Source organism: Cupriavidus sp. MEYA8 (assembly GCF_059278825.1).
This window is the reverse complement of sequence record NZ_CM181222.1, coordinates 1,031,335-1,057,816: the sequence shown is the minus strand read 5'-3', so window position 1 is coordinate 1,057,816 and position 26,482 is coordinate 1,031,335. Positions and strand designations below refer to the sequence as shown.

Below are 26,482 nucleotides of genomic sequence, written 5' to 3'. Positions count from 1 at the left end.
CCGGTCGGGCCAGGAAGTGGAATCTGCCACGTGTGCTTGAAGGAGGCGCCATGCCAATCATGCTCATCGTGCTTGCCTTGCAGTTTTTGCAGGGGCTGTCGCCACCCGCCGCTGCGCTGTTTGCGCTGCCGCAGGAGCTGGAGACGCCGGATGCCACGGCCACGGTCGAAACCGCGCTGACTCGCTGAACCTGCCGCCAATGGGCGGTGGCGCTCCGCATGGCTTCCATCCACGCCATAGCCATGGAGGCAGCATGAACCGCAGCGACGTCACCGATCTCATCATCGAAGCCAAGGTCAGGCGCGGCATTACCTGGGCGCAGGTTGCCGAGCGTGTCGGCCGCAGCAAGGAATGGACGACGGCCGCGTGCCTCGGCCAGATGACGTTCGACGAGGCCGGAGCGCGCGCGGTGGCGGAGATCTTCGGGCTGCCGCCCGAGGCCGAGGCCTGGCTGCGCGAGGTGCCGTACAAGGGCTCGCTGCCAACGGCGGTGCCGACCGATCCGTTGATCTATCGCTTCTACGAGCTGGTCAGCGTGTACGGCACCACCTTCAAGGCACTGATCCACGAGGAGTTCGGCGACGGCATCATGAGCGCGATCGATTTCCGCATGGACCTGCAGCGCGAATCCGACCCCAACGGGGATCGGGTGCGCATCGAGATGTCGGGCAAGTTCCTGCCCTACAAGACCTATTGAGGGCTTACGGGCTTGTCGTCGATTGTCGTCGACGGCCTGGCCGCCGGCGCCGGCGCGGCGTAGGCCGCGCCAAAGCTGGCCGGGTTCAGGCGCAGCGTCAGCACGCCCACCAGCGCGGCGCAGCCGAGGTGGTACCACCAGCCCGCGGCAAAGCCGCCGGTATGGGCTTGCAGCATCGCGGTCAGCCACGGCGCCAGTGCCGCCAGCAGGAAGCCGCCGCCCTGCATCAGCGCGCTCAGCGCGCCGGCGCTGTCCGGGTCGGGCAGGTGGTCCAGCGCCACCACCAGGTACAGCGCAAAGCAGCCGCCCAGCCCGGCGCCGCCGATCACGGCCCATGCGTACGGCGCTGCGTCGGGCCAGAGCGCGAGCCCGGCAAAGCCGGTCACCTGCATCGCCAGCGCCAGCAACATCCACGCGCGCCGGTCGACGCGCCGTGCCGCCAGCGCCGGCAGCAGCAGCGCCGCGCCGGCCTGCGCCACCGCCATCAGCGCCACCAGCGCGCCGCTGGCGGGTGCGCTCCAGCCGTGGCCCTGGTAGAACGGCGCCAGCCAGGCCACCAGCGAGGCATAGCCGCCATTCATCACGCCAAAGCATCCCATCAGCAACCACGTGCGCGGCCGGCGCAGCAGGGTTCGCGTAATGGCTGCGGACTGGCCCGCGGACTGGCTGCGCGCCGCCGCGTGGTCCGGCAGCCGGTCGTTGCGATGCGCGCGCGGCAGCGCCACCCAGGCCAGCGCGAGAGCGGCCAGCGCCGGCAGCGCCCACAGCGCCAGCGCCTCGCGCCAGCTGCCGGACAGCGCCGTCACGTAGGGAGAAAGTTGCGCGCCCAGCGCGCCGCCGCCCATCAGCGCGGCCGAGTACAGTCCCATCACCGGGGCCACGCGGCCGGGGAATTCCTGCTTGACCAGTCCCGGGCAGGCTGCCTGCACCACGGCCACGCCCAGCCCGCACAGCGCCGCCGAAGCGATCAGCCAGCCGGCGTCGGTCACGCCGAGGCGCAGCGCGCAGCCCGCGCCCAGCAGCGCCAGCGCGCCCAGCACCGCGTTGCGCGCGCCCAGGCGGGCGCGCAGCGCGGGGCCGAAGAACGCGCCCACGCCCATCAGCAGCATCGGCAGCAAGGTCAGCCAGGCCATGCCCTGGTACGTGAGCCCAGTGCCGGCGCGGATCGACGGCGCGAGCGGCCCCACCGCGGTCAGGAACGGCCGCAGGTTCAGGCCGATGCCTGCCACGGCGGCCAGCACCAGCCAGCGCGCCGGGGCCCTGCCGCCGCGCGCGCACGCCGCGGCGCCGGCTAGGTCGGGCGCCTGTGCCATGTCCGCCATGTCAGCCGCGCGGAGCGTGCGGCGCGCGCGGGCCGTAGAGCTGGGCGGCGGACAGGTCTACCGGCAAGCGCGTCAGCGGCAGCGGGGGCGGATCCAGCGGCAGGCGCAGCGCCTGGTAGGCGGCCTCGCTGGACAAGCCGAAGGGCGCGGCATCGTTGTTGTCGAAGGCGTAGTAGACCGCCTGCACCCCGGCCATGGTCATCGCCGCCAGGCACATCGGGCAGGGATGGCCGCTGGCGTAGACCACGCTGCCGCGCAGGTCCGGACGGCCCAGCTTGCGCGCCGCGGCCCGCACCGCTTCCATTTCGGCGTGGGTGGTCGGGTCGTGGCTGTGCACGATGTCATTCACGCCGGTGGCAACGGCCTGGCCGTCGATGGCCAGCACGGCACCGAACGGACGACCGCCGCGGTTGCGATTGGCCGCGGCAAGGCGCACGGCCTCTCGCATGAATTCCTGGTGAGTGGTCATGGTATGCGCAGGGATCCCGAAAAGTGAGTCCACGCTCGCAAGTCTTGCGGCATGGCAGGTGGCAGGCTGCACACTGTACGCGGGGGCTTGGTGATTGGGAAATTAAATGATGAAATCGCCGGCAGTGGAAAACCCAATGGAAAGCCGGCCATGCAGGACCCCCGACTCGATCCCGTGCTGTTGCAGAGTTTTGTCGCCGTGGCGGAAAGCGGCAGCTTTACCCGCGCAGCGCAGCGCGTGCACCTGACCCAGTCGACCGTCAGCCAGCAGGTGCGGCGGCTTGAAGACCAGCTCGGCTGCGTGCTGCTGGACCGCGGCGGGCGCTACGTGGTGACGACGCCGGAGGGGGAGCGGCTGCTGGGCTACGCGCGCCGCCTGCAGCAGCTGATGGCCGAGGCGGTCGGGCAGTTGCGCCAGAGCGCCGGCCAGGGCGAGATCCGCATCGGCGTGCCCGAGGATTTTGCCGCGCGGCCGCTGACGCCGGTGCTGGCCGGGTTTGCCGACGACTGGCCCGGGGTGCGCCTGGAAGTGACCAGCGGCATGAGCCACGAGCTGTGGCAGCGCTTCCAGGACCGCGAGCTAGACCTGGTGCTGGTCAAGCAGCGCGTGGCGCAGGCGCCGGGCATGGCGAGCTGGCCCGAGCCGCTGTGCTGGATCGACAGCCGCATCCGCCCGGCGGTGGCGCGCGATCCGGTGCCGCTGGTGGCCTTTCCCGCCGGCGGGCTGTACCGCGGCGAGATGACGCACGCGCTCGACGCCGGCGGGCGGCGCTGGCGCATCGCCTTTGTCAGCGCGAGCCTGGCCAGCATACTGGCCGCCGTGGCGGACGGGCTCGGCATCACGCTGCTGCCGCGGCGGCTGGCCACGGCGCATCACGAGGTGCTGGATGGGGGCGGCTGGCCGGCGGCGGTGCCGGACGTCGAGCTGAGCCTGCACGCGCAGCCGGACCTGCCGGCCCCGGCGCGCGACATGGCCGCGCGCCTGGCCGCCCTGTGCGAGCGTGTCATGAGTTCCGGCGCGGCGGCGCCGGACGCCGGCTAGCGCAAGCGTCAGCCGAAGTATTCGTTGTAGTAGCGGGTGCAGGTGCCGGACGGCCGGAAGGTGTACGGCAGTTCGGCCAGCGCGGCGGCTTCGAGCGAGCCGAAGGGGATGTCGGGCGCGTTCAGGCTGGCGGCTTCAGTGGTGTCGGATTGATGGGCGGGATGCTGGGCGGGATGCTGGGCGTGGGCTTGCGAAGTCATTTTTGCGGTACGTCGAAGGTCGGACGGGCCGGCGATTGGCAACGCATCCATCCTAATGCGCCCGGGCCTCGCGATCAGCCCCCCTGCGTTGAACACACTGTTGCGCAATCGCGTCCAATCGCGGTGCCTTGTGAGACGTTGGCGGCGGATGAATGCAACTCGCCGGTTGCGCCGACGCCTTCCGCGGCAAGGTCTATATTGGCCGTGGGGCACCATCGTGCGGTGCTCCGGCCGGGAACCTGCCGGCCAGCCAACCGGGAGCGCGCAATGTCAGTCCCACCGTGCTTTGCCGATCGCCGCGAAGCCGGCCATTACCTTGGCCGCCGCCTGGCGGAGCTGGGCTTCGGCGCCGACAAGCTCGACCAGCCCGCACTGGTGCTGGCGCTGCCGCGCGGCGGCGTGCCGGTCGCCTTCGAGGTGGCGCGCGCGCTCGGTGCGCAGCTCGACGTGCTGCTGGTGCGCAAGATCGGCGCCACCGGCTACCCGGAGCTGGCGCTGGGCGCCGTGGTCGAGGGCGATGCCGCCGGCGGCGGGCCGCATACGGTGGTGAACGACGATCCCTGGGCGCGCCGAGCGGTGGAAAGCGGCAGCTTCGATGCCGAACGCGGGCGCCAGCTCGACGAGATCGCCAGGCGCCAGCAGCGCTATCGCGGCGGCGCGCCGGTGCCGGCGCGGGCCGGGCGTACCGTGATCGTGGTCGATGACGGCGTCGCCACCGGCGCGACCATGCGTGCCGCATTGGAAGGCGTGCGCATGGCGGGCGCCGCGCGGGTGATCGCGGCCACGCCGGTCGGCGCGCAGGAAGGGCTGGCCAGCCTGGAGGCGGCTGCCGACGAGGTGATCTGCCTGAATACGCCGCCCAACTTCGGCGCGGTTGGCTCTTTCTACCTGGATTTCACGCAGACCAGCGACGACGAGGCGCTCGGGCTGCTGCGCCAGGCCACCCCCACGCGCGCGGGCTGACGCGCCAGCGCCAGCGTCCGCGTCAGTATCAGGCCCGGGCGGCCAGGCGCCGCTTCAGGTGCGGAACCAACCCCCCGGCGCCGAGGATTTCACGCAGGAAGCCAGGGATCGGCTCGCACGCCACCGTGCTGCCGTCGTCCAGGCGCAGCAGCGCCGTCTCCAGGTCCAGTGCCACCCGGGCGCCGTCGGCCAGCCGGGCGGCCTCCGCGCACACCAGCACCGGCAGTCCCAGGTTGATCGCGTTGCGGTAGAACAGCCCGCCAAACGACTGCGCCACCACCGCGCCCACACCCAGCTCGCGCAGCGCCTGCGGCGCCTGCTCGCGCGAGGAGCCGATGCCGAAGTTGGCGCCCGCTACCAGCACATCGCCCGGCCGCACGCTGCCTGGAAACTCGGGGCGCAGCGAGGCCAGGCAGTGCCGCGCCAGCACGGGCAGCGGCGATTTCATCAGCACGGCGGGAGCCATGGCATCGGTGTCGACGTTGTCGCCGAAACGCCAGATGCGGCCGGCCGGCGTTGGGGCCGTGGTTTTGGCCGCGGTTTGGGCCAGTGTGGGGGCCGGTGTGGGGGCCGGTGTGGGGGCGGTAAGGGCAGTCATGCAAGAGGTCAGGCCCGCCTGCGCGGGGCACGTGGTCAGGCCGCGTCGCTATGTCTATGTCTTTATGGCAGCAAGGTGCGCGGGTCGGTAATGCGGCCGGTGACGGCGCTGGCGGCCACGGTCATCGGCGAGCCCAGCCACACCGCGCTGCCGGCATCGCCCATGCGGCCGGAAAAATTGCGGGCGGTCGAGGCAATGGCGCTGCTGCCGGCCGGGAAGCGTGCGGCGCCATAGCCCGCGCAGGCGCCGCAGGCGTTGGCCAGCAGGCTGGCGCCGGCCTCGGCCAGGATGGCGAGCGTGCCTTCGCGTTCGGCTTGCTGCTGGTCGCGGCGCGAGGCGGCGGCCACCTGCAGCTTGACACCCGGCGCGACCCTGCGTCCGCGCAACACGCGCGCGGCCATGCGCAGGTCTTCCAGCTTGGCGCCGGTGCAGGCGCCGAGGTAGGCGATCTGCACCGGCTCGCCGGCGGCCTGGTCGACCGGCGCGCTGTTGGCCGGCGAATGCGGCGCGGCCACCTGCGGCGCCAGCGCCGCGGCGTCGAAGCGGTGGTGCGCCAGCACGGGCGCCTGCGCGTCGGTGCGCCAGTGCGCCAGGTCGATCTGCGCCAGCACCTGCGCCGGCACGCCGGCCTGTGCCAGCCAGTCCAGCGTGACCGCATCGGGGGCGACCAGGCCGGTCTGCGCGCCCAGTTCGGCGCTCATGTTGGCCAGCGTCATGCGCTCCTGCATCGGCAGCGCGGCAACGGCGCTGCCGGTGTACTCGATCGCTTCGTAGCGTCCGCCGCCCAGGCCGAGCGTGGCGCACAGGAACAGGTTGATGTCCTTGGCGCAGACCCCGGCTGCGAGCACGCCGTCCCATTCCAGCCGGATCGTGTGCGGCACGCGCAGCCAGATCTCGCCGGTGGCCAGCACGCCGGCCATCTCGGTGGCGCCCACGCCGAACATATAGGCGCCGAACGCCCCGCCGGTCGGGCTGTGGCTGTCGCCGCCGACGATCAGGCGGCCCGGCAGGACGTGCCCGCGTTCGGGCAGCACCACGTGGCAGATGCCTTCGGCATCGATCAGCTCGGCGCCGGCCTGGCGCGTCCAGTCGCGGGTGAAGCGCAGGATCGATTCGGCCTGGGCATCGCCGCCCGGCACGAAGTGATCGGTCACCACGACATAGCGCGACGGGTCCCACACGCTTACGCCGAGCTCCTGCAGCAGCGGCGCAACCCGGCGCGGGCCGCTGGAGTCGTGCGACATCGCCAGGTCGACCCGGCAGATCGCCACCGTGCCGATCTCGGCATAGTCCAGTCCGGCGGCGCGGGCGACCAGCTTCTGGGCCAGCGTCGCCGGCCTGGCCGCCGCCTCCGCGCAAGGGGAGTCCGCAGGCACGCTCATTCCGGCGATGCTCCCGAATACTTGACCACCGATGCCCAGCGCTTGACGTCCTGCTTGACGAAGGCAGCAAATGCCTCGGGCGCCATGCCCACCGGCTGCGCACCGTCGTTTTCCAGGCGCTTGCGCACCGAGGGCGACTCCAGCCCCTTGCGCGCCGCCTGGTAGAGCGCCTGCGTGAGCTCCGCAGGCATGCCGGCCGGGCCGAACAGGCCGAACCACGCGCTTGACTCGAAACCCTTGACGGTTGCGCCGATCGGCGCCGCGCCCGGGAACTGGGGCATCGGCGCCGGGCTGGTCACGCCCAGCACCTTGAGCTTGCCCGCGCGCACGTGCGGCAGCACGTTGATCGTGCTGGCGAACATCAGGTCGCACTGTCCGGCCAGCACGTCGGTAAGCGCCGGCGCGGTGCCCTTGTACGGGATGTTGACGATATAGGTGCCGGTCATCATCTTGAACATGTCGCCGGCCATGTGCAGCGACGAGCCGACCGAACCGATGGCGAAGTTCAGCTTGCCCGGCTCGGCGCGCGCCAGCCGGATCAGCTCGGGCACGTTGTTGGCCGGCAGCTTCGGCGTGGCCACCAGCACGCTGGGCACGGTGGCGACCAGTGTGACCGGCGTGAAATCCTGCACGGGGTCGAAGGGCAGCTTCTTGTACAGCGTGGCGTTGATGGTGTGGCTGGTGAAGCTCATCAGCAGCGTGCTGCCGTCCGGCGCGCTCTTGGCGACCAGATCGGCGGCGATATTGCCGCCCGCGCCGGGCCGGTTCTCGACCACCACGGACTGCTCCAGCAGCTGCGACATCTCCTGGGCGATGGTGCGCGCCAGCGTGTCGGTGGTGCCGCCGGCGGGGGCGCCCACCAGGATCCGGATCGGCTTGCCGCCAGCGACCTGGCCCTGCCCCTGGGCAGCGGCGCCAGGCGGCAGGATCAGCCCGCAGGCGGCCAGGGCGGCCAGGCCGGAAACGCGGCGCAGCGCGGTGCGGCGCGCGGACACAGGCGGAGACTGACGGGTCGGGCTGGACGAAACCAGGCGGAACACTGGCATGACGACTCCTCGCTAGATGTGATCGGGAGTGCGCAGTATCGCCCGACTCGGGTGCCCGCGCATCCTTTGGCTTGCGGCGCGCGGGCAGGCTCAGTCGCGCAGGCCGGGGCGGGTCTCGCTTTCCACCCAGACGTTGGCGCTGTCCACGCCGGCGGGTGACAGTTCCATGCGGTATTCGTAGCGGTCGGGACGGTACTGCCCCAGCAGCAGCTGCACCGGGCGCCCGCCCTGGTCCTTCACCACCCGGCGCACCGCCAGCAGCGCGCCGCCCACCGGCACGTCCAGCAGCGGCGCCACCACCACGTCTGCCAGGCGTGCCGACAGTACCTGGCTGGCACGGCCCAGCTTGACCCCGCCGGCCTCGAGCAGGCGCAGCACCGGGGTTTCCTCGAGCGCCTTGCGCGAGATCGGGCGGCCCAGGTCCGCGGGCAGGTAGACGGTGATATGCGACAGCGGCCGGTTGCGGTAGTGGCGCACGCGCACGATCTTGATCACCGGGTCGCCCGGCTGGAGCTGCAGCGACTCGGCCACGTCGGGCGTGGCGTGGACTTCGTCGATCGAGATCACCTTCACCGACGTTTTCTGGCCCATGTCGATGATGTTGTCGAGCAGGCTCGCGCCGCGTTCCTCGGTGGCCGACGCGGGACGCACGGGGTGCGGGTTGACGAAGGTGCCGAGCCCACGATGGCGCCGCACCAGGCCTTCCTGCACCAGCCGGTCGAACACTCGGCGCATGGTCACGCGCGAGGCGTGGAACTGCTTGGCCAGGTCGATTTCTCCCGGCAGGGGACCCTGGCCGAAGCGTCCTTCGACGATCTGCTGGCGCAGTACCACGTAAATCTGGTGATACAGGGGAACGACGGCTTCACTCATGGTTTCCCTTGTGGAGAGATGACAAGTCTGTAATGCCTCTAATGTACTTTAAATCAGACATAGAGCCTAGCACGGATAGCGGCTGAGGCGCTTCGGATACAACGTGCGCGTGCGCCGCTTCAGCATGACATCCGCATCGCGCCAAGCCAGTGGCCGATCACACGGCGGCGCTCGTGCGCGTGCCGGTGGCGCCCCGCCGGGGCCAGGCGAAGGGCTTCCTGAGGAACGCACCGATGACCGGAATCTGGCGGCGAAAAACGGACATCGCCGCAATGTGAGGCAGCCCACATGGGAGACGACGGCGGCACCTCGGGAATCGTGTTTCAGGGCCGATACGTGGCATGGCGCATCGGGCAACTCCCGAGGCGATCAGTAAGCCATTGAAATCTAATTAATTTTTTTGGAGGGGTGGCGAAGCCCCTGTGTCGCCTTGGGGGGCGTTGTCACAGCGGTGTGACATGTCGTTTGGCGTGCACAGCAGGCGGGCCCCCATTGATGGCGCAAGCGGCTAGAAAGTTCCCCCGGCTGGCACCGGGCAGGCCTTGTATCACAAGGGTTTGCCGCCTCACGTGGCGAAGCTGGCACCGATTATGCGCTAGGGGTGGTCGGTTTGGCAGTTGCCGGACCTGAACCTCCAGCCGTCGTTCCGGACGTGAGCGCCGGCCGGAGGCTGAGCCGCAGTGACACTGTGAATACTCCTGGGAGCTAGGAATGAAAAAGACCTTACTGGCGTCGGCAATTGCCATGGCATTTGCGGGGCAGGCATGGGCCAATCCGATCAACCTCAATGATGGTGTAAGCGGGGGGGGTGACAACAACCAAACGGCAACGGCAAGCTCGACCCAAAGCGGCGCCGGCGCATCGGCAAATGAGTTCTCGAAGGCCATCCAGAAGAACGACAACAGCACCGACAACAGTACTGACACGCGGACCACCACGGTCACGAAGACGAAGAGCAAGACCAATTCCGACAACCGCCTGAAGGCTTCGGCTGACGGCATCGGGACTGCGGCGGCTGTTGGCGGCGCCGCATCGTCCAGCATCGCCAGTTCGTTCAACAAGACCACGGCAATCGCGCTCAGCAAGCTGAATGGCACCGTGAGCGGCAACAACATCTATGGCATTGGCAACGTTGCCACGAACACCGGTAGTGCCAACGGCGGCACCGGCTACGGTGGCAAGGGCGGCACGGGCGGCGCCGGCGGCACTGGCCAAGGTGGTTCGGGCGGCGACGGCGCCGTCGGTGCAGTGGGCGGTAGCGCCACCGCAACCAATGGCAGCGCCACGGCTGGTTGGGCCAAGGCAGGCTCGGCCAAGGCAGGCGACGGCGGCGACGGCGGACGTGCCTCCAACTGGGGTGCCAATGGCGGCGACGGCTATGGCAAGGGCGGCAGCGCGCTTAGCGCGGCAGGCGCTGCGGGCGCCAGCGGTGGCGATGGCTTTGGCAAGGGTGGCGGTGCTCTGAGCGCTTCGCTCGGTGCAGGCGGCCGTGGCGGCAGCGCCGGTGCAATCGGCGGTGATGCCCTGGGGGCCAGCGGAGCCCTTGGCGGTCTGGCCGGTGCAGCCGGCGGCTCTGGCGGCTCGGGCGGCAGTGCTAACGGTGCGGGTACCGACACGGGCGGTGCAGGCGCTGGGGGTGGCACCGCAGCCGCGGCCGGGACCAACACGGCTGGCGCAGGCTCTGGCACGGGCGGCGGAGCGGGTGCTACCGGTGGCGCAGGCGGTTCCGGAAGCTCCGGCGCGACGGCGACCGGTGGTGCGGGCAGCGGCTCCGGCGGCGCCGGCGGCACGAACACCGCGGGCTCGTCGTCAACTGGCGGCGCTGGCTCGGGCACTGGCGGTGCCGGTGGCACGCAGACGGCTTCCGGCGGCGGCGGTGGCGCTGGTGGTGCGGCATCTGCAGGCAGCGCCAGCACCTCGGCCTCGAACGGCAGCGCTACCACGGGTAGCGGAGGCGCCGGCGGCTCAGGTGGCGCTGGCGGTGCAGGCACCGGCGGTACCGGTGGCGTTGGCGGTGTCGGCAACGGCGGCGCTGGTGGCGCTGGCGGCGCTGGCGGATACGTCGTCGTCACCACAGGCGACTTCAACATGTCCAACCTGATGACCAGCGTCGGTCAGTCCGCGGCGGGCATCATGATGGCGAGCCAGAACAGCGGCGCCGCCTCGCTGACGCAGATGAGCGTGAACGTGCAGGCCAACGTCAACGCTGGCCCCTGATACGCGCAGACTCGGCCCTGCCTGAGCTTCTTGCGAGGGCGGGCCGGCACTTCGCGATGCCATGTCGGCAGGACCGGCGCCCGCATCCTGTGTGCGGGCGCGCGGGTCCTGTCACGTCCACGCAAGCCTATATGCCTTAGTGCCGCCCGGGACAGGGTACGTGCACGAGGCCTGGGGAGGATGACACCATGCAATCGGTCCGCATTGCCGTCAGTGCGTTTGCGACGGTCCTACTTGCCTGTCCTGCACTTAAGGCAAGTGCAGAGCCGCCAGGGCTGGATGAGGCCATGGCAGCCGCACGCAGTGTTGCAAGCATCCCTCAGGAGACTGTTGCTCACACGCAACCTGCAGCTCCAGCCGATACCACATTGTTCGGCGCGGTGGCGAAAGCTGTACCTGTGACTAAACTAGACGATATCCGCGGTGGTTCGGAGGTCACTGTCAACGACATGCGCTTGCACGGCACCGTGGCTGACAACGCGGCAGTCAATGTGTTGTCCGGTGCGAACAATATTGCGGACGGCGCGTTCGCGAACGCCTCTGGAATTCCTACGGCAATCCAGAATTCCGGCTCCAACGTGCTGATCCAGAACGCCACGATCCTCAATGTCCAGTTCAAATAATGAAGCTGCTGCGCAACCTGTTGGCGTCTGTACCGTTCGTGCTGGCCACGGGGGCCATTCCGTGCGCCAATGCCGCGGATGTCTATCTCTACGGGCCGGTCGGCGAACCCTACAGCGTCAGGGTCACCAGTGTTCGCGAAGCGCGCTTCAAATCCACGATCCGCCAGCAATACGATTTCAGTTGCGGCTCTGCCGCGGTGGCCACGCTGCTGACCTACCAATACGGCCATCCGATGAACGAGGCCACGGTGTTCCAGACCATGTACCTCAACGGTGACCAGGCAAAGATCCGCGCCGAGGGGTTCTCGCTGCTGGACATGAAACGTTTCCTGGCAGCGCTCGGCTACGAGGCGGACGGCTATGAGCTGCCGCTGTCCAAGCTCGAGGAAACGCAGATCCCGGCCATCGTGCTGATCGTGGAAAACGGCTACCACCATTTCGTGGTGGTCAAGGGTGTAAAAGGCAACCGCGTGCTGGTCGGTGATCCGGCCCGCGGAACACGTGCCATGTCACGCGAGCACTTCGAGAAAGTATGGGAAAGCCAGCTGTTGTTCGTGATCCACAACCGCACGGACAACGCGCGCTTCAACCTGGCCGCGGACTGGCGCCTGGCGCCCAGCGGCCCTTACTGGATGGGAGTCAACCGGGATAGCCTGTTCTTCACCGTCATGCCCAAGCATGGCGTTGGCGATTTCTGAGGAATGCATCATGTTGCAGACTTCCCTCCCGACCCCAGCAGCGCCTCGCACCGCCACGTCGGCGGCCGCGATGCTGCTTGGTGCGGGCCTGGCCTGTGCCGGCGTGGCACATGCCAGTTCGCTACCCCAGCCCGACAGCCTCGACCCGTCGGCGCTGCCGTCGCAGGCCGCTTCTGCCAGCGACCGGGACCCTACACCCGTGGCTGCCGCGCGCGGCAGCATGGCCGGCTGGAAACCGGTCGCACATGACAAGCTTGACGAGATGCGGGGCGGCTTCGAGATGTCGGGCCTGCAGGTTTCGTTCGGTATCGAACGCGCTGTGTACATCAACGGGGCCCTGGTCGTCGCAACCAGCATTAACATCCCGGACGTCGGACGCATCACCGCGGACCAGGCGGCGCGCCTGGCGACGACGCTGGGCCCCGCCATCATTGCTTCCACCAACGCCGCGGTCGATAGCGCGCTGGCGGGCGTCACGGCCGGCGCTCAGGGTGGCGCGAACGGGTCCGCCGGTAGTGCGAGTGCCGGCGCCGCAGGGGCTTCCTCGGCCACGTCGGCTGCGGCCAACGGCGGCAGCGCCAGTGCCAGCGGCGCCGCCGGCCTGCCCGCTGCCGTGGTGTCGACCGGCACGGGCCAGGTGGTGACCAACGGCTTGCTGAACGTGATCCAGAACGGCCCTGGCAACTCGGCCGCGGTGGCGGCGCTGGCCGGCACGCCCACCACGGTGATTCAGAACAGCATGGACAACCAGAGCATCCGGAGCCTGATGACAATCGACGCAAGCGTGAATACGCTGCAGGCCTTCCGGTCGCAATTGGCCAACGCGACGCTGCAGGATGCGTTGATGCGGGCCGCCAGCATGAGGTAATCGTAGCGAAGCAGCAGGCACTACAGGTTGCGGGCTCCTGACAACAGCCCGCCCGTCCCGGGGGAGGAAGACGTGATGAAGAAGCGGTCGATGCAGGGCATCCGGAATGCCGGATGCTCGACGTTGCTGTTGCTCGGCGGCCTGGCGCAGGCCCAGACGCCCGATGCGGGGGGACCCGCGGCAGGCCTGGAATCGCTGCAAAGGGAACTCGCCGAACAAGCCACCCAGCTCGACGCCATGAAGCGGGCGCTGGCCGAACAAGAGGCAGTCATTCGCGAGCTGCGCAGCGTCATCAGCAACGAGGTGCTGGCCACCAAGCGCGGCGGCCAGGGTGTCGGGGGTGGTGTGTCGCCCTCCAACAACGCCACCAATGCCGCCACCGCTGCGGCGGCGGCCAGCGCGGCGCAGAGCGCGCCCAACGCGGTCAACAACCCGCAGCAGATCACGCTGCAGCCGCCGCAGGATGTCGCGCAGGGCCCGCAGGCGGGCGAGTCCGCCAACCCCCAGACCGTGGCCGTGGAAGAACCCGTGGGCCGTCCGCCCGAGCGCGAGACCCGGCCGCCCGAGATCGCGCCGATCATCGACCAGCCCGGCGTGCTGACCGCACAGGGCAAGCTGGTGCTCGAGCCAGGCTTCCAGTACGGCTACTCCTCCAACAACCGCGTGGCGCTGGTCGGCTACACGGTGATCCCCGCGATCCTGATCGGCCTGCTCGACGTGCGCGAGGTCAAGACCTCGACCTACATCCCGTCGATCGCGCTGCGCTATGGCGTGACCAAGCGGCTGGAAGTCGAGGCCAAGGTGCCTTACGTGCATACGTCGGGCTCGACCGTGAGCCGTGAAGTCTTCACCGGCACCGCCGTCGACAACGTGTTCAATGCCAGTGGTAGCGGCATTGGCGACGTCGAGGCGACCGTGCGCTACCAGCTGAACTACGGCAACGAGAAAATCCCGTACTTCGTTGGCTGGCTGCGCTACAAGTCCGCCACCGGCAGGGACCCGTTCGAAGTGGTGACCGATTGCGTGACGCGTTGCATAGGCAATACCACCGGCACCGGCCTGCCGCTCAGCATGCCGACCGGCACCGGCTTCCAGGCAATCCAGCCGGGTATCACCTGGCTGCTGCCGACCGATCCGGCGGTGTTCTTCGGCACCTTCAGCTACCTGCACAACTTTGCGCGCGACAACGTCAGCCGCACCGTGCTCAACGGCCAGACGGAGAACCTGGGCAAGATCGCCCCGGGCGATATCTTCGAGTTCAGCTTTGGCATGGGCCTGTCGCTCAACGAGAAGGCGTCGTTCAGTATCGGCTATGACCAGGCCATCATCTGGCCGACCAAGCAGAACGGACAGACTGTGCCAGGCTCGGTGCGCATCACGCAAGGCACGTTGCTGGTGGGCTACTCGTACCGCTTCAACGACCGCTACACGCTGAACCTGTCGGTGGGTGCGGGCCTGACGCGTGACACGCCCGACCTGCAGGTCAACCTGCGCCTGCCGATCACTTTCTGAGGCGGCTTTCGCCGCGCTTTTCCAGGCGTTTCTGACTCACGTGACGTGTGCCTTGCAGCAGGCAGGGCATGCGTGCGCGTCACATGCGCGCGCGCACGCGCAGCGCTCCGGCACTTGCCTTGCGCTTGCCCCCCGAACGGCGTACAACGAAATAACCCCGCGCCGTCAGCGGTACTTTCTCACCCGGTCTACCCACACCATCGGCGCGGCCTGAACAAGGAGAGAGACATGCGCAAACGCATCTTCTGGTTGTTGCCCGACGTGGCGAGCGCCCGCCGCACCATGGACGACCTGCTGCTCGCCCGCGTCGAGAACCGCCGCATCCACTTCGTGGCGCGCGACGGCGAAGACATGACGGGCCTGCACGAGGCCAACCTGTTCCAGACCTCCGATATCGTCCATGCCGCGGAAATGGGCCTGGTGGTCGGTGGCGGCGTGGGCGTGGTGGCCGGCGCGGTGGTGGCGATGTTCCCGATCGTCAGCGATACGCCGCAATGGGGCCTGGTCGGGGTGCTGGCGGTGCTCGGCGCGGTGTTCGGCGCATGGGCCGCGAGCATGATCGGCAGTTCCGCGCCCAACAGCCGCCTGCGCGCGTTCGAGAAGGACATCGAGGCGGGCAAGATCCTGCTGATGGTCGACGTGCCGCGCGGCCGCGTCGAGGAAATCGAAACGCTGCTGCAGAACGCGCACCCGGAAGCCCGGTTCGCCGGTCTCGATCCGGCCGTGCCGGCCTTCCCCTGATCCGTCCGCAGCAAGCCTTGCCGTCGCGACGGCAAGGCCATTCGCAGTCTCTCTCGTGCGCCCGCGCGGCGCACTTTGACGCGCATCTCTTAGCGCGTAGCTGGCCACGCCGGAACCGCCCTCCGGTTCCGGTGTGATGCCGCTGCAACACCCCACCACCTCCTGTTTGCCCTGACCTGGCGCATGCGGTAATTTTCGCAACGGCGCATGGCCGTTGCCGTGCGCAGCGCGCGTAAGCTCGCAACAGCGCGCATCAGAATAACGACATACCAGAGGGGGCAATCGATGAAGGCGAAATGGATCGCGTGCGGCATGCTGGCCGCCACGCTTGGATGGGCCGTGCAAACGGCGCAGGCGGAACCGGGCGTGACCCGCAACACCATCCGCATCGGCCAGTCGGCCGGCATCACCGGCCCCGTCGCCGGTTCGGTCAAGGAACAGATCGCCGGCGCGCAGGTGTACCTGCGCACGGTCAACGCCAGCGGCGGCGTGGCGGGCCGGCGCATCGAGCTGGTCACCTACGACGATGGCTTCGATGCCAAGCGCACGCCGGACAACGTGCGCAAGCTGCTCGACGAAGACAAGGTGTTCGCGCTGTTCATGGTGCGCGGCACGCCGCAGAACGAGAGCATCCTGCCGCTGGTCGCCGCGCACAAGGTGCCACTGGTGGCGCCGCTGACCGGCGCGATCACGCTGCACCGGCCGGTGAACCGCTACGTGTTCAACGTGCGCGCCAAGTACCAGGATGAAGTCGCGCGCGCGATCAACCACCTGGCCACCACCGGCATGAGCCGGATCGGCATTTTCCACACCACCGACGGCTTCGGCCAGGACGTGCTCGAAGGCTATACCACCGCGCTGCAGGCGCGCGGCGTGCAGCCGGCGGCGACCGTCAGTTTCGCGCGGCCGATGGGCGACATCAGCCAGGGCGTTGCCACCATGAACAAGGCTAACCCGCAGGCGGTGCTGGTGATCGGCTCGGGCTCGGAAGCCGCGCGCATCATCCGCGAGTTGCGCAGCGCCGGCAGCCAGGCGCAGTTCGTCACGCTGTCTAACAACGCTGCCGATTCCTTTATCCGCGAGCTGGGCGACGATGCGCGCGGCCTGATCATCACGCAGGTGGTGCCGGGCACCAACTCCAGCCAGATGACGCTTGCCAGCGAATACCGCAGCCAGGCCCGCCAGCAGGGCGTGGAGCCGTCCAACGCCGGCATGGAAGGCTTCATGTCGGCCAAGGTGCTGGTGGAAGGCCTGCGCCGCGCCGGGCCCGAGCCGACGCGCGAGCGCCTGGTCAGCGCGCTCGAAGGCCTGCGCGACTACGACCTCGGCGGCATCCTGATCAGCTACAGCCCCACGCGCCATACCGGCTCGTCCTTCGTCGAGATGTCGATCGTCTCGTCCACCGGCAAGCTGATCCGCTGAGCGGGCGGGCGGACAGGCCTGCGGGGCATGCCGGTTCCGCGCCACGCGGGCCGGCCTGCTGCGGTATATTCGCCCGCATGGCTACTCCTACCTCATCTCCCGACGCCGCCGCGCGTACCACATTCTCGTTGCATGGCCGCGTCGCGCTGGTGACCGGCGGCGCGCAGGGCCTGGGCCTGGCGATTGCCGCCGGGCTGGCCGATGCCGGGGCCCACGTGCTGGTGGCCGCGCGCAGCGAGGCACGCGTGCATGACGCGGTTGCCACGCTGGCCGCTCGCGGCGGCAGCGCCGAGGCGCTGGTGCTGGATATCACCGATGAAGCGGCGGTCGAGGCGGCGTTCGCGCGGATCGATGCCGCCCACGGCCGGCTCGATGTCCTGGTCAACAATGCCGGCGCGCGCAACCGCAGCTCGATGGCGCATCTCGATGCCGGCGACCTGCGCGCCATGCTCGAGACCAACCTGGTCGCGCCCTACACGCTGTGCCGCCACGCCGCGCAACGGATGCAGCGCGGGCAGTACGGCCGCATCGTCAACGTCAGCTCGATCGCGGGCCAGGTGGCGCGCGCGGGCGACGTACTCTATCCCGCCACCAAGGGCGGCCTGGACGCGCTGACGCGCGCGCTGGCCGCGGACCTGGGCCGCTTCGGCGTCACCGTCAACGCGATCGCGCCCGGCTACTTCGCCACCGAACCGAACCAGCCCATGGTCGACGACGAGAGCGTGGCCGAGTGGCTGCGCCAGCGCACCTCGCTGGGCCGCTGGGGCCGCCCGGAAGAGATCGCGGGCGCGGCGGTATTCCTGGCATCGCCGGCGGCGTCGTATATCACCGGGCACGTGCTGGCGGTCGACGGCGGCTACCTGGGCCACTTCTGACCCGCCGCCAACGGCAAAGCGTACCCAATTCTGCGTGCCATTCCGGTGACGGCGGTGGCCGCGTTTCAGCGCCGCGCCGGCGCCTTGCCGCCGCGGTAGAACGCCTGCAGGCTTTCGATCATCGCCGCGGCGGCAGCGGAGTCGCCGCGGTCCTTCATCCGCACCAGGCAGATATCGCGCACCAGTGACGGCAGCTGCAGCGGCCGGATCGCCAGGCCCTCGCGCCGGAACTGGAACAGCGCCAGCGACGGCACCGCGCTGATGCCGAGTCCCGCCTGCACCAGCGCCGCCACGGTTGCCAGGTGCTCCACCTCCATCACGCTGTGCAGCCGCAACGGGTGCAGCGCCGCATCGAGATGCTGGCGCACGCTGGTCGTGCGCGACAGCTGGATAAACGGCTCGCCCGCCAGGGCTTGAGGCGCGATGCGGCGCTTGCGCGCGAGCGGATGGCCGGCCGGGCAAACCAGGTGGAACGTGTCGCGCACCAGCGGCTCGACGCGCAGGTCGTCGTCCTGCGCCGGCGCGGGTGCCAGCGCAAAGTCGGCGCGGCCCTGCCGGACCAGCTCGATGCAGCCATCGGCGAGCTGGTCGAACAGTTCCAGCACGATGCCCGGGTAGCGTGCGCGGAACTGCGCCAGCAGCGGCGGCAGGTCGCCCCCCGCCAGCGACGGCAGCGCGGCGATCGACACGCGGCCCTTGCGCCGCTCGGCGTGCGCGCGCAGGTCTTCGAACGCCGCTTCAAAATCCGCCAGCAGCCGCCGCGCAGTCTGCTCGAAGCGCACACCGTCGGTGCTCAGCTCCACGTGGCGCGTGGTGCGCTCGAACAGGCGGCTGCCCGCCTGCTCCTCCAGCGTCTGCACCAGTGCGCTGAAGGCCGACTGCGACAGGTGGCAGGCGCGCGCCGCGCGGGTGAAGTTGCGGTAGGTCGCCAGCGCCACGAAGGCGCGCAGGTGCTTGACCGACAGGTTCATCGAGGCTTCATATTTATCCAGCAAGTCGATAGATTAATCCAAATAATCCGTTTTTTGGCTGGACGGTCCCGGCCTAGAATGGCTTCGACCCCGCCAACAACCTTGCCCCCGACCATGACTGCTCCCTTGCTCATCGGCTCCGGCGCCGGCTTCTCCGGCGACCGTACCGACGCCGCGTTGCCGGTGGTGCGCACGCTGATCGCCGCCGGCCAGCCCGCGGCGCTGATCTTCGAGACACTGGCCGAACGCACGCTGGCGCTGGCGCAGCTGGCGCGGCGCAACGATCCCGCGCACGGCTACGAACCCCTGCTCGACGCGCTGCTGGCGCCGGTGCTCGGCCTGTGCCTGCAACACGGCATTCCCATCGTCGGCAATTTCGGCGCGGCCAATCCGCACGCCGCGGCGCGGCGCGTGCTGCAGCTGGCAGGCGAACTCGGCCTGCCTGCGCCGCGCGTGGCGGTGGTGGAGGGCGACGATCTCTCGCAAGACGCTGGCCGCACGCTGCTGCAGGGCATCCTTGGAGACGCCTTCGACGCCGGCCGCTTTGTCTGCGCCAATGCCTATATCGGCGCGCAAGGCATCGCCGCCGCGCTGGCCGACGGCGCGCAGGTCGTGGTGTGCGGCCGCGTCGCCGACCCGGCGCTGGCGGTGGGGCCGGCGATGGCGCATCACGGCTGGTCGTGGGACGACTGGGACCGGCTCGCCGCGGCCACCATGGCCGGCCACCTGCTCGAATGCGGGGCCCAGGTCACCGGCGGCTACTTTGCCGATCCCGGCATGAAGGACGTACCCGATGTCCACGCGCTGGGTTTCCCGATCGCGCAGCTCGCCGAAGACGGCGCCATCGAGATCTTCAAGGCGGCCAATACCGGCGGCTGCGTCGACCTGCGCACGGTCAAGGAGCAATTGCTGTACGAGGTCCACGATCCGGCCGCATACCTGACCCCTGACGTAGTGGCCGACATCAGCGCCGTCACCGTCACGCAGATCGGCCCCGACCGCGTGGCGGTGCGCAACGTGCGCGGCCACGCACAGCCGGCCCAGCTCAAGGCCAATGTGTTCAGCCACGGCGGCTGGCTGGCCGAAGGCGAGATTTCCTATGCCGGCCCGAACGCCGCCGCCCGCGCGCGCCTGGCGGCCGACATCCTGCGCCGGCGCATGCAGATGCTGGGCCATGACGTGCCGATCCGCTTCGACCTGATCGGCGTGCTCAGCGTATTGGCCGACGACGCCGGCACGATGCTCGCCCGGCGCCAGCCGCACGAAGCCGAAGCGCAGGACGTGCGCCTGCGCGCCGCGCTGGCGCATGACGATGCCGCGGTGGCGCAGGCGCTGCTGCGCGAGGTCAACGCGCTCTACACCTGCGGCCCCGCCGGCGGCGGCGGCGTGCGCACGGGACAGCGCGCGCGCCTGAACGCCGTGTCGTGCCTGGTGCCGCGCGCAGCCGTCAGCGCCACGCATCGCTTCATCGCCTGAGGACGACGCCATGACCACGATCGATATCGCTACCGCCTCGCTCTACCAGTTCGCCCACGGTCGCACCGGCGACAAGGGCGACCGTTCCAACATCAGCGTGATCGCCTACGACGCGCACGACTACGAGCACCTGGTTGCCCACGTCACCGAGGACGCCGTGCGCGCGCTGTTCAGCGAGCGCCGGCCCGGCGCCGTCACGCGCTACCTGGTGCCCTCACTGCACGCCATGAATTTTGTCATCGACGGCGTGCTCGACGGCGGCGTCAATGACGCGCTCAACCTCGACACCCACGGCAAGGCGCTGTCGTTCCGCCTGCTGCAGCTGCAGATCCCGCTGCCGCCGCGGCTGGTGACCGCCGCACCCTGAATCTGCACCAACAACGCGCACCAACAACGATTCCGACAGGAGACAACGATGCACCGATTCCTCAAGCCACTGGCCGCCGTCGCGCTGTGCGCACTGGTCCTGCCCGCCGGGCAGGCATGGGCCGAATTCCCCGACAAGCCGATCCGCTTCGTGGTGCCGTTCGCCGCCGGCAGCGCCACCGACCAGCTCGCGCGGGCCATCGGCCAGGCCATCACGCTGGACAGCAAGGTCACCGTGGTGGTCGACAACAAGCCCGGCGCCAATGGCTTTATTGCGGCGTCTGACGTCGCCAAGGCCGCGCCCGACGGCTACACCGTGCTGATCAGCACCAACACCACCCATGCCGCCAATGAGCACCTGTTCAAGAAGCTGCCCTACGACCCGGTCAAGGACTATGCGCCGGTGACCGCGCTCGGCCGCGGCGGCCAGATCATGGTGGTCAACCCGCAAGTGCCGGCCAAGACTGTGGGCGAGTTCATCGCGCTGGCAAAGAAGCAACCGGGCAAGCTCAGCTTCGGCAGCGGCAGCTCGTCGTCGCGCATCGCCGGCGAGCTGTTCCAGCAGATGGCGCACGTCGAACTGCTGCACGTGCCGTACAAGAGCAACCCGCTGGCGATCACCGACCTGCTCGGCAACCAGATCCAGATGATGATCACCGACACCGCCACGGGCCTGCCGCAGGTCAAGAGCGGCAAGCTGCGCGCGTTGGGCGTATCGGGCAAGGCACGCTCGCCGCTGGCGCCCGACGTGCCGACCATCGACGAGGCCGGCGTCAAGGGCTACGAGATGAGCTATTGGTTCGCGGCCTACGCGCCGGCCGGTACGCCGCAACCCGTGGTGGCCAGGCTGAACGCGTTGATGGTGAAGGCCGCGCGCAGCGACACTGCGGCCAGCTTCTACCAGTCGACGGGCACCGAAGTGTTTACCAGCACGCCCGCCGAACTCGCGAAATTCCAGGCGCAGGAGTCTGGCAAGTGGGGCCGCATCATCAAGGCGGCGAATATCCAGCCTGAGTGACGACGAGCCGCTGCAAGCTCGCATGAATGGAAAACGGGGCCACGCGGCCCCGTTCTTTACGCAGAAGTAGGTACGCTTTGGTCGGGCGTACCTATTTCTGCGTAGCTGTTGTCGTGTCGTCCGCGGTCTCTCCTTGTTGCTCGCTGCCGCGCCGGGCCTGCTTTTCCGGTGAGTCGCCATCCGGCTTAACATACGCCTTCGGCCGGTGTGCGCGCCGGCCGGCGCTGTCTCCCCCGACAACCACCAACAACAAGGAACCAGACATGAAGCTGCAGTCCGCCGCGCGCCTGCCGGCATTGGCCATGGCCGCCGCAACCGCCGCCGCGATAGCCATCACGATGCTACCGGCCACCATCGGTAGCGCCCATGCGGCCGCGGCGCAGCAGAAGACCCAGGTACCGGGCTATTACCGCATGGTGATCGGCCAGCTGGAAGTCACCGCACTGTACGACGGCTACATCGACCTCGACCCGAAGATCCTCAAGTACACCAGCGCACGCGAGGTGCAGAGCCTGCTGGCACGGATGTTCGTCGAGTCGACGCCGGGCATGCAGACGGCGGTCAATGCCTACCTCGTCAATACCGGCAGCAGCCTGGTGCTGGTCGATACCGGCGCAGCGGCATGCTTCGGTCCCACGCTCGGGCGCATTGGCGACAACCTGCGCGCGGCGGGCTATGCGCCGGAGCAGGTCGACGCGGTGCTGCTGACGCACCTGCACGGCGACCATGCCTGCGGCCTCGCCGCGAACGGGCAGCCGGCCTTCCCCAACGCGACGGTCTATGTCGACAAGGCCGATGCCGACTACTGGCTCAACGAAGCCAATGCCGCCGCGGCGCCGAAGGAAGCACAGGGGCTGTTCGCGATGGCACGCGCCGCGGTCGCGCCATACCAGGCGGCGAACCGGTTCCGCACGTTTAACGGGGGCAGCGGCGGCCAAGGCGGCAGCGGCGCCGAACCGATCCCGGGCGTGCGCGCGCTGCCCGCCTACGGGCATACGCCGGGCCACAGTGGCTACCTGTTCACCTCGGGCAAGGACAGCCTGCTGCTGTGGGGCGACATCGTCCACAGCCATGCGGTCCAGTTCCGCCGTCCGCAGGTGGCGATCGAGTTCGATACCGACAGCCATGCCGCGGTGATCACGCGCAAGCGCATCCTGGCCGATGCGGCCAAGGGCAAGCTGTGGGTAGGGGGCGCGCACCTGCCATTTCCGGGGCTGGGCCATGTGCGTCGCGACACGGCCGGCTATACCTGGGTGCCGGCCGAGTACGGGCCGATCCGAGCGGATCGATAGCCCGGGGCGCACGCCGCGCTGTTCGCCATGCCTGGGGAAACGCTCAGGCCGATGGCCGCAGAAATGGGTACGCTTGCCCGCTGCGGCACCTTGGCCGAGGGCATCGCGTTCTTCGACGTGCTGTTCCTGGCCCCGCCCGTAGCGGGCTGCCGCAGCCGGGGCGCGACCACGCCGACGCATGGCGCGCCGGGCGGCCGCTGTTCAGGTTGGTACGCCGGGGAGTTCTCGCGCAGATGGGCGCGGAGTGAGGCGCGAGGATCAGTCGGGACTGGCCGGTACGGCTCAGGGCCGGCGCCGCTCCATTGCCACCATCGATGGCGTAAAGCCGAGCTGGCCGAAGAACGCCGCTTCGGAAGAGCGCGCCGCGCGCAGCACCCAGGTGATATCGGGATCGTTGCCCATGACGTGGCGCACCAGCGAGCGGCCAATGCCGCGCCGGCGGTGGCTCGGGGCCACGGCTACCATCGACAGGAAGCCGTCGGAGACGTCGTCGCACAGGGCCCGGGCGAAGCCGACGATCTCGCCGCCTTCCACCGCCACGGCCACGCGCTGGGAATTGGCCACCAGCCGCGCGAACTTGTCGGGACCGCCTATCCGGTTGGACCAGCCATTGGCGATCAGTAGTTGTCTGGCTGCCTCGATGTCATCGGGCAACAGGTTACGGATTTCCATTGGCGGCTCTCCCAGTAAAGCATGTACGGCCCCTCGCCGCCCCTTGCCACCAGGGGCGCCGCGAGTCGAGAACGGCACGGGAACCCGCGCCGCACAATTGGCGGAGTGTAGCGAGCGGGCGCGGGCGCGTCAATTTGGCTTCCGGGTGGGTGGGGGTGCCGCTCACGCCAGCGCGCCGGCGGGGTATCATGGCCTGCATGAACGCCCCCGTCTTCTCCTCAGCCCATCCGGCCGACCAGCTCGCCGAATTTTCTGACGCAGATGCAGCGCTGGCGCGCATCCGCGAGATCTACGACGCCTCGGTCGGCGCGGTGCGCGCGCGCTTCGATGCATTCGCCAGCGGCAAGCCGCTGCCCTCGGCCGCGCACGCCTGCTATCCGTACCTGGGGATCTCGGTCAACATCGAGACCATGGTCACCGACAGCCGCCCCTCCTGGGGCACGGTGGCCTACCCCGGGGTGTACGGCACCACGGTGACCCGCCCCGACCTGCTGGCGGACTACTACCGCGACCAGATCGAACGGCTGATGCGCTACCACCGCGTCCCGGTGGTCGTCGGCCTGAGCCGGCGCCCGATCCCGCTGCCGTTCGTGATCGAAGCCTCGACCACCGACATCAGCTACACCCAGGCGCGCGAGCTGGAGGCCTCGTTCGTGCTGCCCGAGCTCAGCCGCATCGACGACGGCATCGCCAACGGCACCTACGAGCCGATCCCGGGCGAGGCCTGGCCGCTGTCGCTGTTCCCGGCCGAGCGCGTGGACCTGGCGCTGCAGCGGCTGTACCACTACACCGGCACGGCGCCGCAGCATGTCCAGCGCTTCGTGCTGTTCACCAACTACCAGCGCTATGTCGATGAATTCGTCGCGCTGGGCCGTGCGCTGATGAGCAGCAGCGACGGCGGCGGCTACACCCGCTTTGTCGAGCCCGGCGACGTGGTCCAGGACCTCGGCGGCGCCGAGCCCGAAGACACGACCCGCCCGCGCGCGCTGCCGCAGATGCCGGCCTACCACCTGGTGCGCGAGGACAAGCTGGGCGTGACGCTGGTCAATATCGGCGTGGGCCCGTCCAACGCCAAGACCATGACCGACCATCTTGCCGTGCTGCGCCCGCATTGCTGGCTGATGGTCGGGCACTGCGGCGGCCTGCGCCGCTCGCAGCAGCTGGGCGATTACGTGCTGGCACACGCCTACGTGCGCGACGACCACGTGCTCGACCACGACCTCCCGCCCTGGGTGCCGGTGCCGCCGATCGCCGAGATCCAGGTGGCGCTGCAGGAAGCGGTGGCGCGCGTCACCGGCCTGTCCGGCAGCGAGATGAAGACGCGCATGCGCACCGGCACCGTGGTCTCCACCGACGACCGCAACTGGGAGCTGAAATCCAAGTCGCTGTATGCGCGCTTTAACCAGTCGCGTGCCATCGCCATCGATATGGAAAGCGCCGCGGTGGCCGCCAACGGCTTCCGCCTGCGCGTGCCCTACGGCACGCTGCTGTGCGTCTCGGACAAGCCGCTGCACGGCGAGCTCAAGCTGCGCGGCATGGCCAACGCGTTCTACCGGCAGCGCGTCAGCCAGCATATGACCATCGGGCTGGAGGCAATCCGCATCCTGCGTGAAAACGGTGTCGAGCAACTGCATTCGCGCAAGCTGCGCAGCTTCGACGAGCCGGCATTCCGCTAGGCTGCGACGTTCTTTCTTGCCCAAGCAAAAAAGGCCGGCTCCCGACGGGGCCGGCCTTTAATTTTTTACTCTCGCGTTGCCGCTCAGAAGCGATAGCCCACGCCCATGCTGAACAGCCACGGGTCCAGGCTCACCTTGGACACTTTGACGTCGCCGGCCTTCACATCGCTCGACAGCCAGATCTTCTTGATGTCGGCATTCAGGAACCAGTTCTTGGTCAGCTTGTAGTCCATGCCGATCTGCAGCGCCGGCCCGACGCTCCAGCTGTCGAGCTGCAGCGCGTTGTTGGCGAGGTTCTCGCCCCAGATGCGGGTGAAGTTCAGGCCCGCGCCGATATACGGACGGAACGTGCCATTGGGAATGAAGTGGTATTGCACCAGCAGCGATGGCGGCAGGTGCTTGAAGGTGCCGATCTTGTTGCCGTCGAGATAGACGTTCTGCTTCTGCGGTACGGTCAGCACCAGCTCGGCGGCGATATTGGGGGTGAAGAAGTAGGTGACGTCGAGCTCGGGGATCCACTTGTTGTTGACCGTGATGCGGTCCGATGCCCCTACGCCGCCAACCGGGTCCGAACTGTTGGCCATGTCGAGGTAGGTGCCGCGCAGGCGCACCATCCAGTTGCCTTGTGCATCGTCGGCGGCCATCGCGGGCGCGGCGAACGCGCCGAGCATGGCGCAGGCGGCGATGGCGGAGCAGGTGACCCGGGTACGGAGAGAGAGCTTGTTCATGATGTTTTGTCTTGGTCTGGTAAGGAGTCCGCGGACAGTTTGGCCGAGCGGGTTTGTGCGGACCTTGATGCAGAACAAGTCGAGAAGCCGCCACACAGGTGCGTCGCGATCGCGCGACAGCGGAGTTGCGGCGCTAATCCTCCGCTAATAACCACATGCGGAATCATTCGTGGCAAGCCGGCGCGCCAGCCCTTACGCTGTGCAGGAGATCAGCGCCCGCGAGCTTCCACGCAAAGGCGGGCGCCGTGGCACCGGGCATGTCGTGGGCGTCCGCAAGGGCGTCTTTCCGGGTGTGCCCCGTGGGGGCGGGGCACACCGGTTTTCTTCGGATCCCCTTGCGGCGAGCGCCGTGTCAGGCCACGTCGGCTTCGTCTGCCGGCCGGCGCGGTGCCGGCTCACGCCCGAGACCACCGCGCGCAGCGACGCCGTGACCGGGTTCACGTCGATGCCCGCGCCGAAGCCCGTCGGCGAATCTCCCACCCGCACTTCCCATAGCAAGCCGCGCGCGCATCGGCGCCGGCGGTCATCGCGTGCTCGTGGTAGTCCATCACGCGCACCGGCAGGTCCACATCCGTCACGGCGCTCCGCCTCGACCGAAGGACGGTCGCATGTGCGCTGAAAGGATGAGTTATGCGCGGGTCCGTACGTTATCCCTCAGTCATCTGGCCAGTATTGCGCTGGCACCTTTGCACCTAGGCTGGTAGCGCGTGAAAGAACACGGGGGAACATCATGAAA

The 26,482-nt window shown here is 69.0% G+C and carries 27 protein-coding genes and 1 pseudogene; 17 read left to right on the top strand and 11 right to left on the bottom strand.

What is annotated here, in order from left to right:
- Window positions 1-50 precede the first annotated feature (50 nt).
- Entirely contained in the window at window positions 51-188 is a 138-nt protein-coding gene (locus tag AC5WJ1_RS21935) for a hypothetical protein (RefSeq protein WP_165971554.1), read from the top strand.
- A gap of 65 nt (window positions 189-253) precedes the next feature.
- A complete protein-coding gene (gene cynS / locus AC5WJ1_RS21930; protein ID WP_494476957.1) occupies window positions 254-697 on the top strand; it encodes a cyanase in 444 nt (147 codons plus the stop codon).
- Here cynS and AC5WJ1_RS21925 read toward each other — a convergent pair.
- Window positions 691-2,010 (bottom strand): cyanate transporter, encoded by a 1,320-nt coding sequence (locus AC5WJ1_RS21925; protein ID WP_494476970.1) that lies wholly within the window; start codon window positions 2,008-2,010, stop codon window positions 691-693. The two genes, cynS and AC5WJ1_RS21925, sit on opposite strands and share 7 nt — an antisense overlap.
- 10 nt (window positions 2,011-2,020) lie before the next feature.
- Entirely contained in the window at window positions 2,021-2,488 is a 468-nt protein-coding gene (locus tag AC5WJ1_RS21920; protein WP_494476956.1) for a nucleoside deaminase, read from the bottom strand.
- A gap of 150 nt (window positions 2,489-2,638) precedes the next feature.
- On the opposite strand from AC5WJ1_RS21920, the gene AC5WJ1_RS21915 reads away from it, so the two are divergent.
- Window positions 2,639-3,529 carry a LysR family transcriptional regulator gene (locus tag AC5WJ1_RS21915; RefSeq protein ID WP_494476955.1) on the top strand — a complete coding sequence of 297 codons (891 nt, stop codon included), beginning with the start codon at window positions 2,639-2,641 and terminating at the stop codon, window positions 3,527-3,529.
- A gap of 8 nt (window positions 3,530-3,537) precedes the next feature.
- On the opposite strand, the gene AC5WJ1_RS21910 is transcribed toward AC5WJ1_RS21915, so the two are convergent.
- Complete coding sequence (locus AC5WJ1_RS21910; protein WP_135703381.1) at window positions 3,538-3,729, bottom strand: hypothetical protein; 192 nt, start codon at window positions 3,727-3,729, stop codon at window positions 3,538-3,540.
- A gap of 267 nt (window positions 3,730-3,996) precedes the next feature.
- Here AC5WJ1_RS21910 and AC5WJ1_RS21905 point away from each other — a divergent pair, with 267 nt between their 5' ends.
- A complete protein-coding gene (locus tag AC5WJ1_RS21905) occupies window positions 3,997-4,692 on the top strand; it encodes a phosphoribosyltransferase (RefSeq protein WP_135703382.1) in 696 nt (231 codons plus the stop codon).
- A gap of 28 nt (window positions 4,693-4,720) precedes the next feature.
- On the opposite strand, the gene AC5WJ1_RS21900 is transcribed toward AC5WJ1_RS21905, so the two are convergent.
- The 4 genes from AC5WJ1_RS21900 to AC5WJ1_RS21885 all read right to left on the bottom strand — a co-directional run bounded on the left by AC5WJ1_RS21900 (window position 4,721) and on the right by AC5WJ1_RS21885 (window position 8,591).
- A complete protein-coding gene (locus AC5WJ1_RS21900) occupies window positions 4,721-5,290 on the bottom strand; it encodes a LeuD/DmdB family oxidoreductase small subunit (RefSeq protein ID WP_494476954.1) in 570 nt (189 codons plus the stop codon).
- A gap of 62 nt (window positions 5,291-5,352) precedes the next feature.
- Window positions 5,353-6,666, bottom strand: coding sequence for an aconitase/3-isopropylmalate dehydratase large subunit family protein (locus AC5WJ1_RS21895; protein WP_368671144.1), 1,314 nt, complete (start codon window positions 6,664-6,666; stop codon window positions 5,353-5,355).
- Between the two features lie 2 nt (window positions 6,667-6,668).
- Window positions 6,669-7,718 carry a tripartite tricarboxylate transporter substrate binding protein gene (locus tag AC5WJ1_RS21890; RefSeq protein WP_133097134.1) on the bottom strand — a complete coding sequence of 350 codons (1,050 nt, stop codon included), beginning with the start codon at window positions 7,716-7,718 and terminating at the stop codon, window positions 6,669-6,671.
- A 90-nt stretch (window positions 7,719-7,808) separates the two neighbouring features.
- Window positions 7,809-8,591, bottom strand: a complete 783-nt coding sequence (locus tag AC5WJ1_RS21885; RefSeq protein WP_133097133.1) for a GntR family transcriptional regulator — start codon at window positions 8,589-8,591, stop codon at window positions 7,809-7,811.
- A 711-nt stretch (window positions 8,592-9,302) separates the two neighbouring features.
- Here AC5WJ1_RS21885 and AC5WJ1_RS21880 point away from each other — a divergent pair.
- From AC5WJ1_RS21880 to AC5WJ1_RS21845, 8 genes are all read left to right on the top strand, one after another.
- Window positions 9,303-10,808 (top strand): hypothetical protein, encoded by a 1,506-nt coding sequence (locus AC5WJ1_RS21880; protein WP_494476953.1) that lies wholly within the window; start codon window positions 9,303-9,305, stop codon window positions 10,806-10,808.
- Window positions 10,809-10,996: 188 nt separating this feature from the next.
- Window positions 10,997-11,431, top strand: a complete 435-nt coding sequence (locus AC5WJ1_RS21875) for a hypothetical protein (protein WP_133097131.1) — start codon at window positions 10,997-10,999, stop codon at window positions 11,429-11,431.
- On the top strand, window positions 11,431-12,129 hold the full coding sequence (locus tag AC5WJ1_RS21870; protein ID WP_133097130.1) for a C39 family peptidase: 699 nt from the start codon (window positions 11,431-11,433) through the stop codon (window positions 12,127-12,129). The genes AC5WJ1_RS21875 and AC5WJ1_RS21870 overlap by 1 nt, the downstream gene beginning before the upstream one ends.
- Window positions 12,130-12,139: 10 nt before the next feature.
- On the top strand, window positions 12,140-12,997 hold the full coding sequence (locus AC5WJ1_RS21865) for a flagellin (RefSeq protein ID WP_195428038.1): 858 nt from the start codon (window positions 12,140-12,142) through the stop codon (window positions 12,995-12,997).
- Between the two features lie 75 nt (window positions 12,998-13,072).
- The gene (locus AC5WJ1_RS21860; RefSeq protein WP_133097128.1) at window positions 13,073-14,509 is read left to right on the top strand and encodes an acetate kinase; all 1,437 of its coding nucleotides are present in this window, start codon (window positions 13,073-13,075) and stop codon (window positions 14,507-14,509) included.
- A 228-nt stretch (window positions 14,510-14,737) separates the two neighbouring features.
- Window positions 14,738-15,250 (top strand): DUF1269 domain-containing protein, encoded by a 513-nt coding sequence (locus AC5WJ1_RS21855; RefSeq protein WP_133097127.1) that lies wholly within the window; start codon window positions 14,738-14,740, stop codon window positions 15,248-15,250.
- A 285-nt stretch (window positions 15,251-15,535) separates the two neighbouring features.
- The gene (locus AC5WJ1_RS21850) at window positions 15,536-16,672 is read left to right on the top strand and encodes an ABC transporter substrate-binding protein (RefSeq protein WP_133097126.1); all 1,137 of its coding nucleotides are present in this window, start codon (window positions 15,536-15,538) and stop codon (window positions 16,670-16,672) included.
- Window positions 16,673-16,749: 77 nt separating this feature from the next.
- Window positions 16,750-17,547: an SDR family oxidoreductase gene (locus tag AC5WJ1_RS21845; RefSeq protein ID WP_434034325.1), complete on the top strand. Its 798-nt coding sequence runs from the start codon at window positions 16,750-16,752 to the stop codon at window positions 17,545-17,547.
- Window positions 17,548-17,612: 65 nt separating this feature from the next.
- On the opposite strand, the gene AC5WJ1_RS21840 is transcribed toward AC5WJ1_RS21845, so the two are convergent.
- Entirely contained in the window at window positions 17,613-18,518 is a 906-nt protein-coding gene (locus tag AC5WJ1_RS21840) for a LysR family transcriptional regulator (protein ID WP_133097185.1), read from the bottom strand.
- Window positions 18,519-18,632: 114 nt separating this feature from the next.
- On the opposite strand from AC5WJ1_RS21840, the gene AC5WJ1_RS21835 reads away from it, so the two are divergent.
- The 4 genes from AC5WJ1_RS21835 (at window position 18,633) to AC5WJ1_RS21820 (ending at window position 22,670) form a co-directional block, all read left to right on the top strand.
- Window positions 18,633-19,994 carry an acyclic terpene utilization AtuA family protein gene (locus tag AC5WJ1_RS21835; protein ID WP_135703391.1) on the top strand — a complete coding sequence of 454 codons (1,362 nt, stop codon included), beginning with the start codon at window positions 18,633-18,635 and terminating at the stop codon, window positions 19,992-19,994.
- Between the two features lie 10 nt (window positions 19,995-20,004).
- Entirely contained in the window at window positions 20,005-20,361 is a 357-nt protein-coding gene (locus AC5WJ1_RS21830) for an AtuA-related protein (protein WP_494476952.1), read from the top strand.
- Between the two features lie 48 nt (window positions 20,362-20,409).
- Window positions 20,410-21,378: a Bug family tripartite tricarboxylate transporter substrate binding protein gene (locus tag AC5WJ1_RS21825; protein ID WP_434034323.1), complete on the top strand. Its 969-nt coding sequence runs from the start codon at window positions 20,410-20,412 to the stop codon at window positions 21,376-21,378.
- A 263-nt stretch (window positions 21,379-21,641) separates the two neighbouring features.
- Entirely contained in the window at window positions 21,642-22,670 is a 1,029-nt protein-coding gene (locus AC5WJ1_RS21820; protein ID WP_133097121.1) for an MBL fold metallo-hydrolase, read from the top strand.
- Window positions 22,671-22,952: 282 nt separating this feature from the next.
- On the opposite strand, the gene AC5WJ1_RS21815 is transcribed toward AC5WJ1_RS21820, so the two are convergent.
- Window positions 22,953-23,342, bottom strand: coding sequence for a GNAT family N-acetyltransferase (locus AC5WJ1_RS21815; protein WP_133097120.1), 390 nt, complete (start codon window positions 23,340-23,342; stop codon window positions 22,953-22,955).
- 188 nt (window positions 23,343-23,530) lie between these two features.
- On the opposite strand from AC5WJ1_RS21815, the gene AC5WJ1_RS21810 reads away from it, so the two are divergent.
- Window positions 23,531-25,018 carry an AMP nucleosidase gene (locus tag AC5WJ1_RS21810; protein WP_133097119.1) on the top strand — a complete coding sequence of 496 codons (1,488 nt, stop codon included), beginning with the start codon at window positions 23,531-23,533 and terminating at the stop codon, window positions 25,016-25,018.
- 83 nt (window positions 25,019-25,101) lie between these two features.
- On the opposite strand, the gene AC5WJ1_RS21805 is transcribed toward AC5WJ1_RS21810, so the two are convergent.
- Together AC5WJ1_RS21805 and AC5WJ1_RS21800 are read right to left on the bottom strand one after the other, a co-directional pair.
- A complete protein-coding gene (locus tag AC5WJ1_RS21805) occupies window positions 25,102-25,746 on the bottom strand; it encodes an OmpW/AlkL family protein (RefSeq protein WP_133097118.1) in 645 nt (214 codons plus the stop codon).
- Window positions 25,747-26,133: 387 nt separating this feature from the next.
- Window positions 26,134-26,324 (bottom strand): annotated as a pseudogene (locus tag AC5WJ1_RS21800) (alpha-isopropylmalate synthase regulatory domain-containing protein); the annotation flags it as partial.
- Window positions 26,325-26,482: the final 158 nt, after the last annotated feature.